This is a genomic window from Paenibacillus sp. R14(2021), assembly GCF_019431355.1.
Classification (GTDB): Bacteria; Bacillota; Bacilli; order Paenibacillales; family Paenibacillaceae; genus Paenibacillus_Z.
On record NZ_CP080269.1, the window covers coordinates 2156926 to 2172007 of the forward strand.

At 53.3% G+C, this 15082-nt stretch carries 14 protein-coding genes and 1 other annotated feature; of the genes, 7 read left to right on the forward strand and 7 right to left on the reverse strand.

All coding sequences use genetic code 11. The features are described from left to right. Positions 1 to 18 precede the first annotated feature (18 nt). The 3 genes from KXU80_RS10240 to rbsB are packed head-to-tail and all read left to right on the forward strand — an operon-like array spanning position 19 to position 3461. Positions 19 to 1527: a sugar ABC transporter ATP-binding protein gene (locus KXU80_RS10240; protein ID WP_219838079.1), complete on the forward strand. Its 1509-nt coding sequence runs from the start codon at positions 19 to 21 to the stop codon at positions 1525 to 1527. Further along, complete coding sequence (locus KXU80_RS10245) at positions 1517 to 2473, forward strand: ABC transporter permease (protein ID WP_219838080.1); 957 nt, start codon at positions 1517 to 1519, stop codon at positions 2471 to 2473. Before KXU80_RS10240 ends, KXU80_RS10245 begins: the two co-directional genes overlap by 11 nt. Before the next feature lie 25 nt (positions 2474 to 2498). Further along, positions 2499 to 3461, forward strand: coding sequence for a ribose ABC transporter substrate-binding protein RbsB (gene rbsB, locus KXU80_RS10250; RefSeq protein WP_219838081.1), 963 nt, complete (start codon positions 2499 to 2501; stop codon positions 3459 to 3461). Between the two features lie 88 nt (positions 3462 to 3549). On the opposite strand, the gene KXU80_RS10255 is transcribed toward rbsB, so the two are convergent. Beyond that, the gene (locus tag KXU80_RS10255; RefSeq protein WP_219838082.1) at positions 3550 to 3906 is read right to left on the reverse strand and encodes a DUF1304 domain-containing protein; all 357 of its coding nucleotides are present in this window, start codon (positions 3904 to 3906) and stop codon (positions 3550 to 3552) included. Positions 3907 to 4031: 125 nt separating this feature from the next. On the opposite strand from KXU80_RS10255, the gene KXU80_RS10260 reads away from it, so the two are divergent. Both KXU80_RS10260 and KXU80_RS10265 read left to right on the forward strand, forming a co-directional pair. Continuing rightward, positions 4032 to 5111, forward strand: coding sequence for a lactonase family protein (locus KXU80_RS10260; protein ID WP_219838083.1), 1080 nt, complete (start codon positions 4032 to 4034; stop codon positions 5109 to 5111). 217 nt (positions 5112 to 5328) lie between these two features. Continuing rightward, positions 5329 to 6735 (forward strand): S-layer homology domain-containing protein, encoded by a 1407-nt coding sequence (locus KXU80_RS10265; protein WP_219838084.1) that lies wholly within the window; start codon positions 5329 to 5331, stop codon positions 6733 to 6735. A gap of 76 nt (positions 6736 to 6811) precedes the next feature. Here the strand turns inward: KXU80_RS10265 and asd are convergent, their stop codons facing one another. From asd to KXU80_RS10285, 4 genes are all read right to left on the reverse strand, one after another. Further along, the gene (gene asd, locus KXU80_RS10270) at positions 6812 to 7897 is read right to left on the reverse strand and encodes an aspartate-semialdehyde dehydrogenase (RefSeq protein ID WP_219838085.1); all 1086 of its coding nucleotides are present in this window, start codon (positions 7895 to 7897) and stop codon (positions 6812 to 6814) included. A gap of 179 nt (positions 7898 to 8076) precedes the next feature. Continuing rightward, positions 8077 to 8340, reverse strand: a binding site (T-box leader). Positions 8341 to 8424: 84 nt separating this feature from the next. Next, the gene (locus tag KXU80_RS10275) at positions 8425 to 9330 is read right to left on the reverse strand and encodes an aldo/keto reductase (RefSeq protein WP_219838086.1); all 906 of its coding nucleotides are present in this window, start codon (positions 9328 to 9330) and stop codon (positions 8425 to 8427) included. 48 nt (positions 9331 to 9378) lie between these two features. Then, positions 9379 to 11319: a ribosomal protection-like ABC-F family protein gene (abc-f, locus tag KXU80_RS10280; RefSeq protein ID WP_219838087.1), complete on the reverse strand. Its 1941-nt coding sequence runs from the start codon at positions 11317 to 11319 to the stop codon at positions 9379 to 9381. A 102-nt stretch (positions 11320 to 11421) separates the two neighbouring features. Further along, positions 11422 to 11565, reverse strand: a complete 144-nt coding sequence (locus KXU80_RS10285) for an RAxF-45 family protein (protein WP_219838088.1) — start codon at positions 11563 to 11565, stop codon at positions 11422 to 11424. A gap of 290 nt (positions 11566 to 11855) precedes the next feature. Here KXU80_RS10285 and KXU80_RS10290 point away from each other — a divergent pair, with 290 nt between their 5' ends. Together KXU80_RS10290 and KXU80_RS10295 are read left to right on the forward strand one after the other, a co-directional pair. Beyond that, complete coding sequence (locus KXU80_RS10290) at positions 11856 to 12320, forward strand: hypothetical protein (protein WP_219838089.1); 465 nt, start codon at positions 11856 to 11858, stop codon at positions 12318 to 12320. A gap of 33 nt (positions 12321 to 12353) precedes the next feature. Next, positions 12354 to 12506 carry a hypothetical protein gene (locus KXU80_RS10295; protein WP_219838090.1) on the forward strand — a complete coding sequence of 51 codons (153 nt, stop codon included), beginning with the start codon at positions 12354 to 12356 and terminating at the stop codon, positions 12504 to 12506. A 146-nt stretch (positions 12507 to 12652) separates the two neighbouring features. On the opposite strand, the gene KXU80_RS10300 is transcribed toward KXU80_RS10295, so the two are convergent. Continuing rightward, the gene (locus tag KXU80_RS10300) at positions 12653 to 13651 is read right to left on the reverse strand and encodes a glycoside hydrolase family 43 protein (RefSeq protein WP_219838091.1); all 999 of its coding nucleotides are present in this window, start codon (positions 13649 to 13651) and stop codon (positions 12653 to 12655) included. Between the two features lie 33 nt (positions 13652 to 13684). Continuing rightward, a complete protein-coding gene (locus KXU80_RS10305) occupies positions 13685 to 15019 on the reverse strand; it encodes an extracellular solute-binding protein (RefSeq protein ID WP_219838092.1) in 1335 nt (444 codons plus the stop codon). Positions 15020 to 15082 lie beyond the last annotated feature (63 nt).

Below are 15082 nucleotides of genomic sequence, written 5' to 3' on the forward strand. Positions count from 1 at the left end.
CACAAAGGAGGTCATTCCATGACGGCGCAACTGCTTGAAATGAAGGGAATTAGCAAGAGCTTCTCCGAAGTAAGCGTGCTGAAGGAAGTACAGTTCTCGCTGGATACGGGCGAAGTGCATGCCCTGATGGGTGAGAACGGCGCAGGCAAATCGACGTTAATGAAAATATTGAACGGCATTTATTCCAAGGACACGGGAACGATCTCGGTCAAAGGCACCGAGCAAAACATTTCGAATCCTTCCGCCGCACAGGCGCTCGGCATCGTCATGATTCACCAGGAGCTGAATCTGATTCCGCATTTGACGGTTATGGAGAACATCTTCCTTGGACGCGAATTCACCTTCGGTCCGAAGCTGATCAATTGGCGCAAAATGAAGAAGGAAGCGAACCGTTACCTCTCGCAGCTCGGGCTTGCCATCGATCCCGATAAAGTCGTCGGGGAGCTGTCCGTAGGCCAGCAGCAGATGGTCGAAATCGCCAAGGCGTTATCGATGAATACGCAAATATTGGTATTGGACGAGCCGACTGCGGCGCTGACTGACCGCGAGATCGACGCGCTGTTCACCGTCATCACGAACCTGAAGCAAAGCGGCGTCGGCATGATCTACATTTCGCACCGCATGGAGGAAATTTTCCGAATTTGCGATCGGATTACGGTTATGCGGGACGGCCACTACGTCGGGACAGAACGAACTGCAGAAACCGGCATGGATCAGATCGTTCGCATGATGGTTGGACGCGAGATTAAAGACCGATTTCCAAAGGTCGAGCTGACGATTGGCGAAGAGAAGCTGAAGGTTGAAGGACTTTCGCGCAAAGGCGTGCTTCATAATATCTCCTTCTCCGTTCGCGCAGGCGAAATCGTCGGCTTCGCAGGTCTCATGGGCGCAGGGCGGACGGAACTGGCTAAGGCGCTGTTCGGCGTTGATGCCATCGATGCCGGAACGATATCCATTGACGGCAAGCCCGTTTCCATCCGCAAGCCGATGGATGCTATCCGCGCCGGTATGGCGCTCGTGACGGAGGACCGTAAGGATGAAGGACTGCTCCTTCCGATGTCGATCAGCGATAACCTGTCGATGCCGAACCTGCAGCGGGTTTCGGGCAGCATGGGCTTTCTGAAGGGTTCTAAGGAACGCGAATTGGCTGACACAATGATCAAATCGCTATTGATCAAAGCCTCAAGCGGCGCACAGCCCGTCGGCTCTCTAAGCGGAGGCAACCAGCAGAAAGTCGTTATTGGTAAATGGCTGGCCACGAATCCGCAGGTATTCATACTGGACGAGCCGACAAGGGGCGTCGACATCGGCGCGAAGAAGGAAATTTACGACTTGATGAACAAGCTGGCCGCTTCAGGCGTCGCGATCTTGATGATCTCCTCCGAGCTTCCCGAGGTACTCGGCATGAGTGATCGCATTCTCGTCATGCATGAAGGAAAAATTTCGGGACAATATAGCCGTGAAGAGGCAACACAAGAAAAAATCATGTTAAGCGCAACAGGGGGAGGAGATCGTCATGCAAGCTAACGCAGTCGGCGCTCGTAAAGGAAAACGAGTCAAGCTCCAAGGACTCGGGTCGTTAATCGGGTTGGTTCTTATTATTATCGCGCTTTCGATCGCGACGGATAATTTCTTTACGGTGCACAACCTATTCAACGTGTTCCGGCAAATTTCCATTAATGCCTTGATGGCCTTCGGGATGACCTTCGTCATTCTGACCGGGGGCATTGATCTGTCCGTCGGGTCCATTCTGGCACTGTCCAGCGCGCTGACGGCGGGAATGATGGCCGCAGGTTCTGGCACGTTCGTATCCGTCGTCGTCGGACTCGCTGCCGGTCTTGTCATGGGAGCCATTAACGGCATTTTGGTCGCACATGGAAGGTTGGCTCCCTTCATCGTCACGCTGGGTACTTTAACCGTGTTCCGCGGATTAACGCTCGTCTACACCAACGGGAGACCGGTAACCGGCTTGAGCGAAAGCTTCGGTTTCCTGGGGAAAGGGTATTTTCTGCAAATTCCGATGCCGATCATTTGGATGGCGCTTGCATTTGCAGTTTCATACATCATTTTGAGACATACGACTTTCGGACGGCGGGTTTATGCGGTCGGAAGTAACGAGGAGGCGACGTGGCTTTCAGGAATAAGCACATCGAGGGTCAAAATATGGGTGTATGCCATCAGCGGACTACTTGCTGCCATCAGCGGCATGATTCTAACGTCCCGGCTGAACTCAGCTCAGCCTACTGCCGGCGTTTCCTACGAGCTTGACGCAATTGCGGCGGTCGTTCTGGGCGGTACGAGCCTATCAGGAGGCAAAGGGTGGATTGTCGGTACGCTAATCGGTGCCATTATTATCGGTGTGCTCGACAATGGACTTAATTTGCTCAATGTATCATCCTTCTACCAACAAGTTGTCAAAGGGGTCGTTATTCTTATCGCAGTCTTGTTTGACCGGTCGAAAGGCCATAAATAAAAACATATCAAGGGAGACTACACACATGAAAAAACACATTCTCGGAACCATGATGCTTCTGCTTGCAGCCATGCTCGTCCTTGCTGCATGCTCGTCCGGAAATACAAAAAACAATGGCAATACCGATACAGGCAGTAACGCCCCTGCAAACAATGCAGGCAACAACGGCAAGCTTACCATCGGGATATCGCTCTCGACGCTCAACAACCCGTTCTTCGTCACGCTGAAGGATGGTGCCGAGAAAGCGGCTAAGGAGGCAGGCGCAGATCTGATCGTCGTGGATTCCCAGGACGACACCGCCAAGCAGATCAGCGGCATCGAGGACTTGATCTCGAAGAAAGTCAGCGTCATTCTCATTAACCCGACGGACAGCGACGCAGTCGTCTCCGCTGTTCAATCGGCTAACGATGCAGGTATTCCGGTCATTACGGTTGACCGCGCGGCAAACGGCGGAACCGTTGTCACGCACATCGCGTCCGATAACGTGAAGGGCGGCGAACTGGCTGGTGAATATATACTGAAGGAGCTCGGCGGCAAAGGAAACATTGTCGAGCTGCAAGGCCAGGCAGGTACTTCCGCGGCCCGCGACCGCGGCGACGGCTTCCATAAAGCAGTCGACGGCAAATCAGGTGTCAAAGTCGTCGCTTCGCAGCCGGCCGATTTCAACCGCGCGAAAGGATTATCCGTAATGGAAAACATTTTGCAAGGCAACAGCGACGTTCAAGCCGTGTTCGCCCATAACGACGAAATGGCGCTGGGAGCGCTTCAAGCGCTTGACGCTGCGGGCAAGAAAAACGTCATCGTCGTCGGCTTCGACGCAACGGACGACGCCGTGGCAGCCGTCAATGCTGGCAAAATGGCGGCAACTGTCGCCCAGAAACCTGAGCTGATCGGTAAGCAAGCCATCGAAACCGCCGTTAAAGTCAGCAAAGGCGAGAATGTCGAAAAATCCATTCCGGTCGAGCTTGAATTGATCACGAAGAAATAATCGGCAACGCAATCGGGGCAAACCTTCTCGTCCGCATGGACGAGGAAGGTTTGTCCCGATTTTCATTTTACTGCTCGCTCCCTCATCTTTAAAGCGCCAATACAAGCACCAACGCGATCAATGCGGGCAGTCCTTGAACGAGCCATATAGAACGCTTCGCCGTCGCTCCGCCATACAGGGCTGCAACGAGAACGCAAATCAAGAAAAAGATATCGATGGATTGTCCTGTTTGACCATTCGGATGCACAAGCCCCCAAACAAGTCCGGCTGCCAAAAATCCGTTATACAAGCCTTGGTTTGCGGCCAGCGATTTAGTGGCTGCAGCCCCTTCCTTTGTCATCCCGAATGACTTCATTCCGCGCGGCGTCGTCCACAGAAACATCTCCAACACCAGAATGTACAAATGCTCCAAAGCTACAAGTCCGACAAGTATTGCTGCAAGCATGAAGCATTCCTCCCCAAGTTTTACTAGTCGTATTCTAGCATAATAGAGACGAATAGATGCCTTTTCTTATGAAAAATGATAAAATGCATGCTTAGAACGACATGCGAATCTGGAGGTATTTAACGATGGTGACAACGACAACCTTTGCTTTTATCGGCTCTTATGCGAACGCGGACGGGCCTGGACTATATGCTTGCGCGTTTGACGATCAGACAGGTGCATTGAAGCTCCTAAGTCAAGCGGAGGGCTTGCAGAACCCCACGTTTCTCGTTCCGAACGAAGCTAACCGAACGCTGTACACCATTCTCGAAGGCACGGACACCGAGGGACGTCGCTGCGGAGCCGCTGCTGCGTACCGGTTCGACCCTGCTTCAGGCATTCTGGAGCGCTTGAACGAAGAAATTACGCTCCCTGCCACGACATGCCATATCTCGCTTGATCCTTCCCGCCGCTTCGCTATGACGGCAAGCTATCACGGCGGTATGATCAGCCTCTCTCCCCTGCTGGATGACGGACGAATCGGTCCTACAGCAGACATTCACCGGCACGAGGGATCCAGCATCCTCCCGGCTCAGAGCCAAGCCAGGGCCCATTCGGTCATCCCGGACCGTGCAGGCCGCTACGCCGTTGCGTCCGACCTTGGACTCGACAAGCTGTTCGTTTATCGGCTGGATCTTCCGAATAAGAGCATGCGTATTCAGAGCGAGACGAGCATCGCCCCCGGTTCGGGACCGCGCCATTTCGTCTTCCATCCGGACCTTCCTTACGGCTATGGCATTAACGAATTGAACAGCACGTTTACGGTCTACGCTTACGATGCGGAGGAAGGCAGCCTCAGCGTCGTTCAGACGATCTCTACGCTGCCGGATTCTTATGAGGGAGACAATGCCACCGCGGATATCCACATCTCGCCGGATGGCAAATTCCTCTACGGCTCCAATCGGGGGCATGACAGCCTGGCGGTCTGCGCCATCGATGCGGCAACCGGAATGATTACGCCGGTGGAGTACGCGCCAACACTCGGCGGCCACCCGCGTAACTTCGCGATTTCACCGGACGGAAGGTTCGTCCTCGTTGCAAACCGTGACGGAAACAACATCGTGACCTTCAGCCGCGATGCCGCAAGCGGGAAGCTGCAGCCGACGGGAAGCGAATTTGCTGCATCCAAGCCGGTATGCATCCGTTTCGCGGAGATAACGGTATAGCTTTCAAGTAAACAATAAGGCCGCTTCAGCATATTTGACGCTGAGGCGGCCTTCTTTCGTTGAATCGCAATAAAATAAACAATAATAAATACGATTACAATGAATGGTTCATAGCCAAAAATAAAAAGATTAGCAATATTATGCAACCTTTAATAAAATAGGCCCGTCTACCTTCATGAATGAATAACTACAAAACAACTCCATGAGGTGAAAGAAAATGAAAAAAACATTCAAAATGCTTACACTTACCGCAACTGCGGCTCTATCCCTTACATTTGCAAGCCAAAGCTTCGCTGCTGCCGGCTCCTTCACCGATCTGAACGGCGACGCGGCAAAGGATAAAATCATCTCGCTGCACGACAGAGGCCTTGTAAAAGGCGTTTCGGCCGAGCACTTCGCTCCGCATGCAACCGTTACGGCTGCACAAGGCGTACAGCTCATCGTGAACGCATTGAACCTGAACCTTGATTTGGTACGCTTCTTTAAAGAACCGAAAGCGTCCGATTACTTCACGAATGCCAAAGACAACGCTTGGTACGCGAACGCGTTCATCATCGCTGCCGTCAATAATCTTGACCTTCCTAAGGATCTTGATCCGAACAAACAATTGAGCCTCGAAGAATTTACGCATATGCTCATTCATGCCATCGAAGCGAGCGGCAAGCTGCCGATGGTTAAACCGGTTGTCGTCGATATCAAGGACCAAGATCAAATCAACGTTGACTACACAGGCTCCATCCAACGCGCCCTCAATTACGGCGTCCTTCAATTAAGCGCAGACGGCAAAGTGAATCCGAAAGCCCAAATCACGCGTTCCGCTGCAGCTGAAGAAATCTACAATGCGCTGGAATACATCAAAGCACATCCAGCACCTGCGGATAGCGCAACAGTTACCGGCACGCAAGCCGTTCAATTGATTAAAGACGCTGTAGGCGTTGCACCGGTGCTGGATGCCGAGCTTGCTCCTGAGGCAGCACTTTCGCGTGAAGCCTTCACCGACCTGCTCGTGCATGCGATTGAAACGGCAGGCAAGCTGCCGATGATCAACCCGGTCGTTGTTGAAATCAAGGACCAGGACCAAATCAACGTCGTGTACTCCGGTTCCATCCAACGTGCAATCAGCTACGGCATCGTTAAGCTTGGCGAAGACGGCACTTTCAATCCGAAAGGCGAAATCTCCCGTGCAGATGCGACGGATGCAATCAACAAAGCCGTATCGTACTTGAAAGCTCATTCCGCCGATGCGAACGAAATCATCACGGCAGACCAAGGCGTCCAGCTGATCGCCAAAGAACTGGGCATTACGGTTGACCTGAAGAGCTTCGAAATCGACCCAAGCAGCAAGCTGAAGCGCGAAGCGTTCACGCATGTGCTTATTAAATCCCTGCAAACAAACGGCAAGCTGCCGATGGTTAAGCCGGTTGTTGCAGACATCAAGGATGCAGACCAAATCAACACGCTGTACTCCGGATCTGTTCAAACGGCGCTTTCCCTTGGCGTTGTGAAATTGAGCGCGGAAGGCAAATTCGAGCCGAAGGCTGAACTGACGCGCGGCAACGCTGCCGAAGAAGTAAGCAATGCCCTTCTTGCCATCGCAAAATACGCGCCCGCTCCACAGCAATAATATTTCGCTGAACAACAACAAGCTGCCGTGATTTTTCACGGCAGCTTGTTTGTTCAGATCCATTCTCGTTATTCTTCTACTTCGCTTGAATATAGCCTTCAGCTTTAAGCAGCTCGGCGATCAATACAGCCCCGCCAGCCGCGCCCCGCAGCGTGTTATGCGAGAGACCGACGAATTTATAATCGTAAATCGAATCCTCGCGCAATCTACCCACCGATACGCCCATGCCTCGCTCAATATCGCGGTCCAGCTTCGTCTGCGGTCTGTTCTCTTCTTCGAAATACGTGATGAACTGCTTCGGAGCGCTTGGCAGGCCAAGCTCCTGCGGACGTCCTTTGAAGGTCAGCCAATGATGCAGCACTTCTTCCTTCGAAGGTTTGTTCTCGAACGAGACGAATACGGTAGCCAAATGGCCGTCCGTGACCGGAACGCGAATGCACTGCGTCGTAATTAACGGCGCGCTGGCTTTCACGATTTCATTGTTCACGACGCTGCCCCAAATGCGCAGCGGCTCCTGCTCGCTCTTCTCTTCCTCGCCGCCGATATAAGGAATGACATTGTCCAGCATTTCCGGCCAGTCGGTAAAGTTCTTGCCGGCGCCGGAGATCGCTTGATATGTCGATGCAACCACTTGGGTCGGGTTGTACGCCTGCAGCGCATGAAGCGCAGGTACATAGCTCTGAATGGAGCAGTTCGGCTTCACGGCGATAAAGCCCGTCGAGGTGCCAAGCCGCTTACGCTGCGCGGCAATGACTTCCAGATGCCCGGGATTGATTTCCGGAATGACCATCGGGATATCAGGCGTCCAGCGGTGCGCCGAATTATTCGAGACGACGGGCGTTCCCGTCTTGGCGTATGCATCTTCCAGTGCTTGAACTTCGTACTTGCCCATATCCACCGCGCAGAAAATAAAATCGACCTGAGCTGCTACCGCCTCGACCTTCGAAGCATCCTGAACGATGATCCCTTTCACCGCTTCGGGAATAGGCGAACTCAGCTTCCAACGGCCCTGCACGGCCTCTTCGTATGTTTTGCCGGCCGAACCTGCGCTAGCCGCAATCGTTGTTACCTCGAACCAAGGATGCTGATCCAGCAGCTGTACGAACCGCTGACCAACCATACCTGTACCTCCGACAATGCCGACCTTCAATTTTGCTGTCATCCGAAATTCATATCCTTTCATCATGGCATAATAGTGGGAAATCAGTCATCGTGCGCATCTGGTTTACATGGTCTACCCTAAACTATTCAGAGCAGGCTGTAATGGTTTACAGGATGCCGCTTGCCGTCCTGCGACGTCAGCGGCAATAAAAAAATCCCACCCCCAAGACTGAAATCAGTCTCAGGGACGAGATTGTATGCTCGTGGTACCACCCGGATTCGCTGACATGTCGCCATATCAACCTCTTCGAGTACGGCATTGGCTGGCAATGCGTATACTCTAGCTCTGTAACAGGAGCTCCCGGCACACCTGTTCCACGTTACATGGGTTCCTGATGTGCTGCTCTGAGCCTTTTTTCGGTAAAGCACTCTTTGCTCCTTTTCAGCTGCCGGAGCTCTCTGCGAAAGAATCCATTTACCTACTCTTCTCTTCATCGCATTTGAATATTGCGATAATAGTATCAAATAACCGTCGCGAGGTAAACATTTTTTTAAAAATAATTTCGGCTGCCGCTTATTCGTTTCCGCTTACCGGTGCGATGCGTACTGGTTCGCTCTGGTTGCGGCGCGGATTGCATCCCGTTCGCCGTCTGAAAGCACTGCACCTGCGGCCGATACATTGCTCCTGAGCTGCTCCAAGCTGCTTGCGCCCGGAATGACCATGCTCACGGCAGGATCGCTCAGCGCATAGCGAATTGCCGTCTGCGCCAGTGTGCGCGTATCTCCGGCGAGCTCCAGCAGATGCCGGCGCAGGGCAGGCAGCTCCTCCTGGCCGTAATCCAGGTAGTCCCGATTCGCCTTGAGCTCTCCGCCTTCCGTAAGAATGCCGCCGGCAAGCGGTCCGCGCGCGATCAAGCCGATTTCCCGACTCGCAATCAACGGGAGAACCTCCTCCTCAGCACGCCTGTCGAGCATGCTGTAGGGGTTCATTACGCTTATGATGCCGGAACGGCTGACATATTCGCGGATCACGTTCGGACGGATGGACGATATCCCGTAATGCCGGATCAGTCCTTCCCGCTTCAGCTCCTCGAACGCTTCAATGGTTTCGCCGATCGGATCTTCGATGGTTCCCCCGTGCAGCTGGTACAGATCGATATAGTCCGTTCCGAGCCTTCTCAGGCTTTCTTTGACGGCTGCTTGTATATACGCCTTCGATGGATCCCAGGTCCAACCCTGCTTGCCCGGCTCCCTGCGGTTCCCGACCTTGGTGGCAACGATGACGTCCGCGCGTCGATGTCGTATCGCTTGGCGGACCAGCTCCTCGTTCCGGCCTTCATCATACAGATCAGCGGTGTCGAGGAAATTGATGCCGTGCTCCAAGGCTTCGTTAATAATGGAGACCGCTTTCGCCTCGTCCGTTCCGAGCGACATGCAGCCGAGACCGATCTCGCTGACGTACAGGTCCGATTGTCCCAGTCGATTTCGTTTCATAAGAATGACCTCCCTGTTTGTTCATCGCCGAGTTGATGCAATTACTTATTACTCCGCAAGCTCCATCCAAGCCGCCATGAGCGTATTCAGCCGCACCTGCAGCGCTTCCCGCGCCTGCCAGCCCGCCTCAAGCTGAGCCGTATCGCCGCCGGTTGAAACCAGCCCGTTTAACCGTTCATCCGCTAGGAGCAGCTGGGCTTCAACGCTTGCGATGTCCCGTTCGAGCTGTTCCGCCGTCCGCTTGTTCGCGCGCTCCTCCATACTGCGATTCGCCGCCCTGCTTTGAGGTTGATCCCGATCGGCTCCTGCCCTTGCTTCTTTCTTTGGCTTGTTTGGCGACGCAGTTCTCTGAGACGAGTGCTCAGTATCCTTCGCTCTGTAGGCGTCGTAATTACCGAGATAAGCCGAGATGCTGCCTTCCGACAACTCCCACACGCGCTTCGCCAGGCGATTGATGAAATAACGGTCATGCGAGATCGCCAGAATCGTGCCCGGATAGTCCTGCAGCGCCTCCTCCAGCGCCTCGCGCGAAGCTGCGTCAAGATGATTGGTCGGCTCGTCGAGCAGCAGCAGATTCGGCTTGCGCCTCACGAGCAGCGCCAGCCGCAGCCGCGTCCATTCCCCGCCGGAAAGACGCGCCAGCGGTTTGAAGACGTCCGCGCCATAGAACAGATACGCGGCGAGCACATGCCGGGCTTCGCCTTCCTCATATTCGCCTTCCGTACGAAAATAGTCCAGCACCGTCGTTTGATGATCCTGCACCGGCTCCTGCTGCGCCAAATAGCCGACTTCCACGCGGGCGCCGAGCGCGATCTCGCCTGCATCCGGTTCGAGAGCGCCAAGCAGCAGCTTGAATAGCGTCGTCTTCCCGGAGCCGTTGCCGCCGAGCAGCACGACTTTCTCGCCGAACAACAAGCTCCCTTCCGCCCCGTTCAATATTTGCCGATCTCCGAAACGCTTCGTCACGCCCTCAAAGGTAATGACCCTCTTACCAGATCGGTCGTTCAGCGATAACGCGAAATCGGCTGTTTTCTGCTCCAGGACCGGACGTTTGACCCGCTCCATCCGTTCCAGCGCCTTGCGAATCGAAGCGGCACGCTTGAAAAACTTCTCGTTGCCTCCGATGCGCCCCCATTCCTCCAGCTGACGGATCGTCTCCTTCATCTTCTTGATGACCTTCTGCTGCTCCTGGTACTGGGCGAACTGCTGCAGCAGCCGCTCCTCCTTCTCCTTTAGGTAGCCGCTGTAATTGGCGAGATACGTATGCGCCTCGCCGTCCTCGAGCTCGATCATTTTCGTACCGACCGCATCCAGAAAATACCGGTCATGCGACACGATCACGCAGGCGCCTTCGTAGCGCTGAAGGAATTTCTCCAGCCACTCGATGCCGTTCAAGTCCAGATGATTGGTCGGTTCGTCCAAGAGCAGCAGCGCCGGACGGACCACCAGCTGCGACGCCAGCACGACGCGCGTCTTCTCGCCGCCGGATAAGCTGCCGAACCGGCGCTCATCCCCGCTCCGGTCGATTTGCAGGCCGCTCGCCGCCTGATCGATCGATGTATCCATATCATAGCCGCCGCCGCGTTCATACCGTTCTTGCAGAGCCGCATACATTCGGAGCAGCTGCTCCATGAGCTCGGGGCTGCCGGCTGCTTCCGTTCCTGACATCCGCGCTTCAAGCTGGGACATCTCCTGCATCACAGCTGTCAACGCCCGATAACCGTAGGATAAGACTTCATAGACGGACAGATCCTCGAACTCGGCAGGAATCTGCGGTAAGTAACCGATGTGCAGCTCTTTCTTGATCGCAAGCATGCCGTCATCGACCTGGTCGTGCCCAGCGATCAATCGCAGCAGCGTTGATTTGCCGCTTCCGTTGCGGCCGATCAGCCCGATCTTCTCTCCCTCCTGAATTTGAAGGGTCACACCGTCCAGAATTAGGTTCGCCGCGTAGTATTTTTTTACCTCTTGCATGTTAACAATAATCATCTTTAAGAGCCTCCTGGCTGATAAAGACCCTAACTTCCTGCACAAAAAAGAGCCGCGGCAACAAGCCCGCGACCCTTAGGAATGACCAAGCAATCCGTGTGGTTAAGGTAGGCGTCTTCTCGCGAATGGTTGAAACGTATGGTCGAAATCGGACAGACGGATCCCGTTCGCGGAAAATGCATGCGTAATGCCAGCCATAGCAATCGGCAGCTGGCTAATGCGGTTGTTAAGCCATTCGTGATTCACCTACCTCACCTCCCTCACATTCGATTTCAAAACTATACCATGGCGGCGCTTGTCTTAGCAAGGCAATGTCAATAATAATCCATAATTTCCCTCTCCTCCGTAGAAGCGGAATAATAAAGGGATTGTAAATTATTTACATGAATAGCAATGTAATATATAAAATTTTCGACAAAACCTACTATTACTCGCCTCTTCAGTTCGACTTACTTTTTAATTACTTCCCTATACAATTTTATTATTCAGATAAATAAAAAACATGATGCTATCAAAAGGAGAAATCGACTTTACAAATGATTAAAAAAGAATTTGATGCCCAGGCGACTTTTGATGCACAGATCTCCCGTTTGGTTCCTACCTGTACAAGAAGGAAAGCGATCGACATGGCCGCATTCGAATTAAACAAGGACAATGTCCACCTGGATCGGCTAAAGCTGCAAAACGACATGGGGGAATCCGTCACCTTTTCCGTGCAGCAAGTGGAGGCACTGGAATGGTTTGACGCGGAATTCACGGAATGCTGCAACCAATTTCGTGTATTTGGACGTATCCGATTATCGATTAGCCTGCTGCAGGCTGCGAGAAGCATCATTGAAGCTGAGCCCGTTCCTTATAAACTCCCGTTAACAACTGTCTACGACAAACCTATTTTAGTGATTTCAGAGGGCGTTAACCATATCTTCCTGACCGTATGGCAGCAGGAGATGGAATGGAAATCGACGAGACATACGATGAACCCCTTCATCAGGCTCGCTTGATTGTTTACTTATGAAGAGAGGGAGCTGGCGAACGTGCGAACGATTTATGAAAATTACAGAGGGTTTAAAGTGTACCAGCAGACGAACACGTACAATGCAGTCAGCCATCATGATCAAGAGATTATATTTTGCCATTGGCAATTAATCAAAGTCTTGAATACCATCGATTCCTATATCGACAAATAAGGACAGCTCACCGTTCTTGAATACGCCGAACCGCGTAATTGACGTGTAAGCCCGAGCCCGGTCAACCGCCGCGCCCGGGTTTTTTACTGTTTAGAGTTGTTTCCGCGAAACAAAAACGCAGCCTTCGCGGCTGCGTTATAATTCGCTTACAGATACGAATCGATCGTCTGAATCGTGCCGTCCTCGTTATAGTGAAGCTCGGTGAATTTGACGCTGCGCTTGTGATCAACGCCACCGGACAAGGAGGCATCGTGGTAGAACAAGTACCATTTATCCTGAAACTGCACGATGGAATGATGCGTGGTCCATCCGAGAACCGGCGTCAGAATCGTCCCTTTAAAGACGAACGGCCCCTGCGGATGCTCGCTTACCGCGTAAACGAGCTTGTGCGTCGTACCCGTGGAGTAAGACAGATAATAAAGACCGTTATACTTATGCATCCACGGGCCTTCGAAATATCTGCGGTCCTCGTCTCCTGCCAGAATCGGACTGCCATCCCCGCCCACGATTGAAATTTCCACAGGCGATTCCGCAAACGTCAGCATATCGTCGCTAAGCTCCGCAACGCGGGGACCAAGCGCCGGCTCCGCCGCATCCGGACCCTCGGCATCCGGTAGAAAGACGCCGGTCTGCCATTTCTCCAGCTGACCGCCCCATAAGCCGCCGAAATACATATAGGCCTTGTTATCGTCGTCAACGAATACCGCCGGATCGATACTGAAGCTTCCCGGCATATAATTCGCTTCCGCTTGGAACGGACCGGCCGGAGACTCGCCTTTGGCGACACCGATCCGGAATATCCCGTCCTTGTCCCTTGCCGGGAAGAACAAATAGTACGTATTGCCGCGATACGCGGCGTCCGGCGCCCACATCTGCTTCGACGCCCAGGGCACGTCCTTCACATGGAGCGCTTCGCCATGATCGATGCAGGGCGAATCTATGCCGTCCAAGGATAAGACATGATAGTCTTCCATGGCATACTGGTCTCCGTTATCGTTGGTTGGACCGTCATGGTCGATGTCATGCGAGGGATACACGTAGAGCTTGCCTTCAAAGACATGGGCGGAAGGATCAGCTGTATAGATGTGCGTAACTAATGGTTCATTCTGCACCGCGCGCTTCTTGGCATTGGCGGAATTGGACATCGCTTCTCTCTCCTTGGCATTCAATTGGTCGGATTACTTGCCTGCTTTAAGCGCGTCGTCCTGTTTCTTGATGAACTCCTCCGGCGTAGCGGCTTTGCCGAGCAGCGCCTGCACCAGATTATGGTGAGCATAAGAGGCGCCCGGTTTCATTTGGGTGTCGAGATATAAGGTGACCTTGCTCGCTTTGTTCAGCTCATTCAGCAGATCGATAAACATTTGCGGCAGCTTGATTGCGGAGGTGTCGATTTTGGTAGCCGGAATGACGCCTGCATCCGTAATGGAATGCTCGCCCCATTTCTGGACGAAGAAGCTGACGAATTTCTTCGCTTCGTCGATCTGCTTGGAGTTCTGGGAGACGAACAAGCCGACCCCCGGCCCGCCTACCCAATCGTCTACGCTGCCTTTGCCGCCTGCGGCAGCCGGGAACTTGAAATAACCGATCTTGTCCTTAAACGTTTGCGGGACGCCTTGAACCGTCGTGTAGTTCGGCACTTCCCACGTACCCATTGCGAACATCGCCGCCTTCTCGTTCATGAACAGCGCCTTCGCTTCGTCATTGGATAGGCCGTTGTAGCCTTTGACGAAAGCGTTCAAGTTGACCAGTTCTTGGGCTTCTTTCGCAGCTGCAAGCAGGGAAGGATCGGTAAAGCTGCTGCTCGCGACTGCTTTGTCCAGCACGTCCGGACCCCCAATGCGGTCTGCCAAGTACATGTACCAGAATGAGGACGGCCAAGCATCCTTGCCGCCGAGCGTAATCGGCGTCACATTGTTGTCGTTCAGCGTTCTGATGATGTTCTTCAGATCGTCAGTCGTTTGCGGGGGCTTTAAGCCGTACCTGGCAAAAATCGCTTTGTTATAGTAGACAGGCACAATGTTCAGCTCGACCGGAAGCGCGAAGGTTTTGCCGCTGAAAGAGAAGGCTTCCGTCGTGCCGGCTACGAATTTATCTTTCAGCTCGCCCTGCAGCAGATCGTCAACCGGCGCGAACATGCCGCCGTTCACGTAAGGGTCCATGAAGCCCGCTGCCCAAGTGAAGCCGACATCCGGCAGATTGTTGGAAGCGGACAGCACCTTCAGCTTGTTCTTGTACTGCTCGTTCTCCAGCACTTCCGTGGTGATTGTCGTGTCCGGATTCGCCGTTTCGTACTCCTTGATGATTTCCAGCACCATTTTATTCTGAGCTGAATTGCTGTCCGGCCACAGATGCATCATTCTGAGCGTGATTTTCTCTGCGGAGCCGAAATCGGCGCTTACGGCTTCCCCATCGGATTCATGATTCGACGATACGGAATTACTGCTTCCGCAAGCGGTTGCAGCGAGTAGTAAAGCGGCAAGCAGGGTCCCCGTCGATAAAACCTTGCTCTTCATGGATCAATTCCCCCTTAAACCTGCGCGAAACATGTATGCGCTTTCCTACTGTAAGTAGTCTAT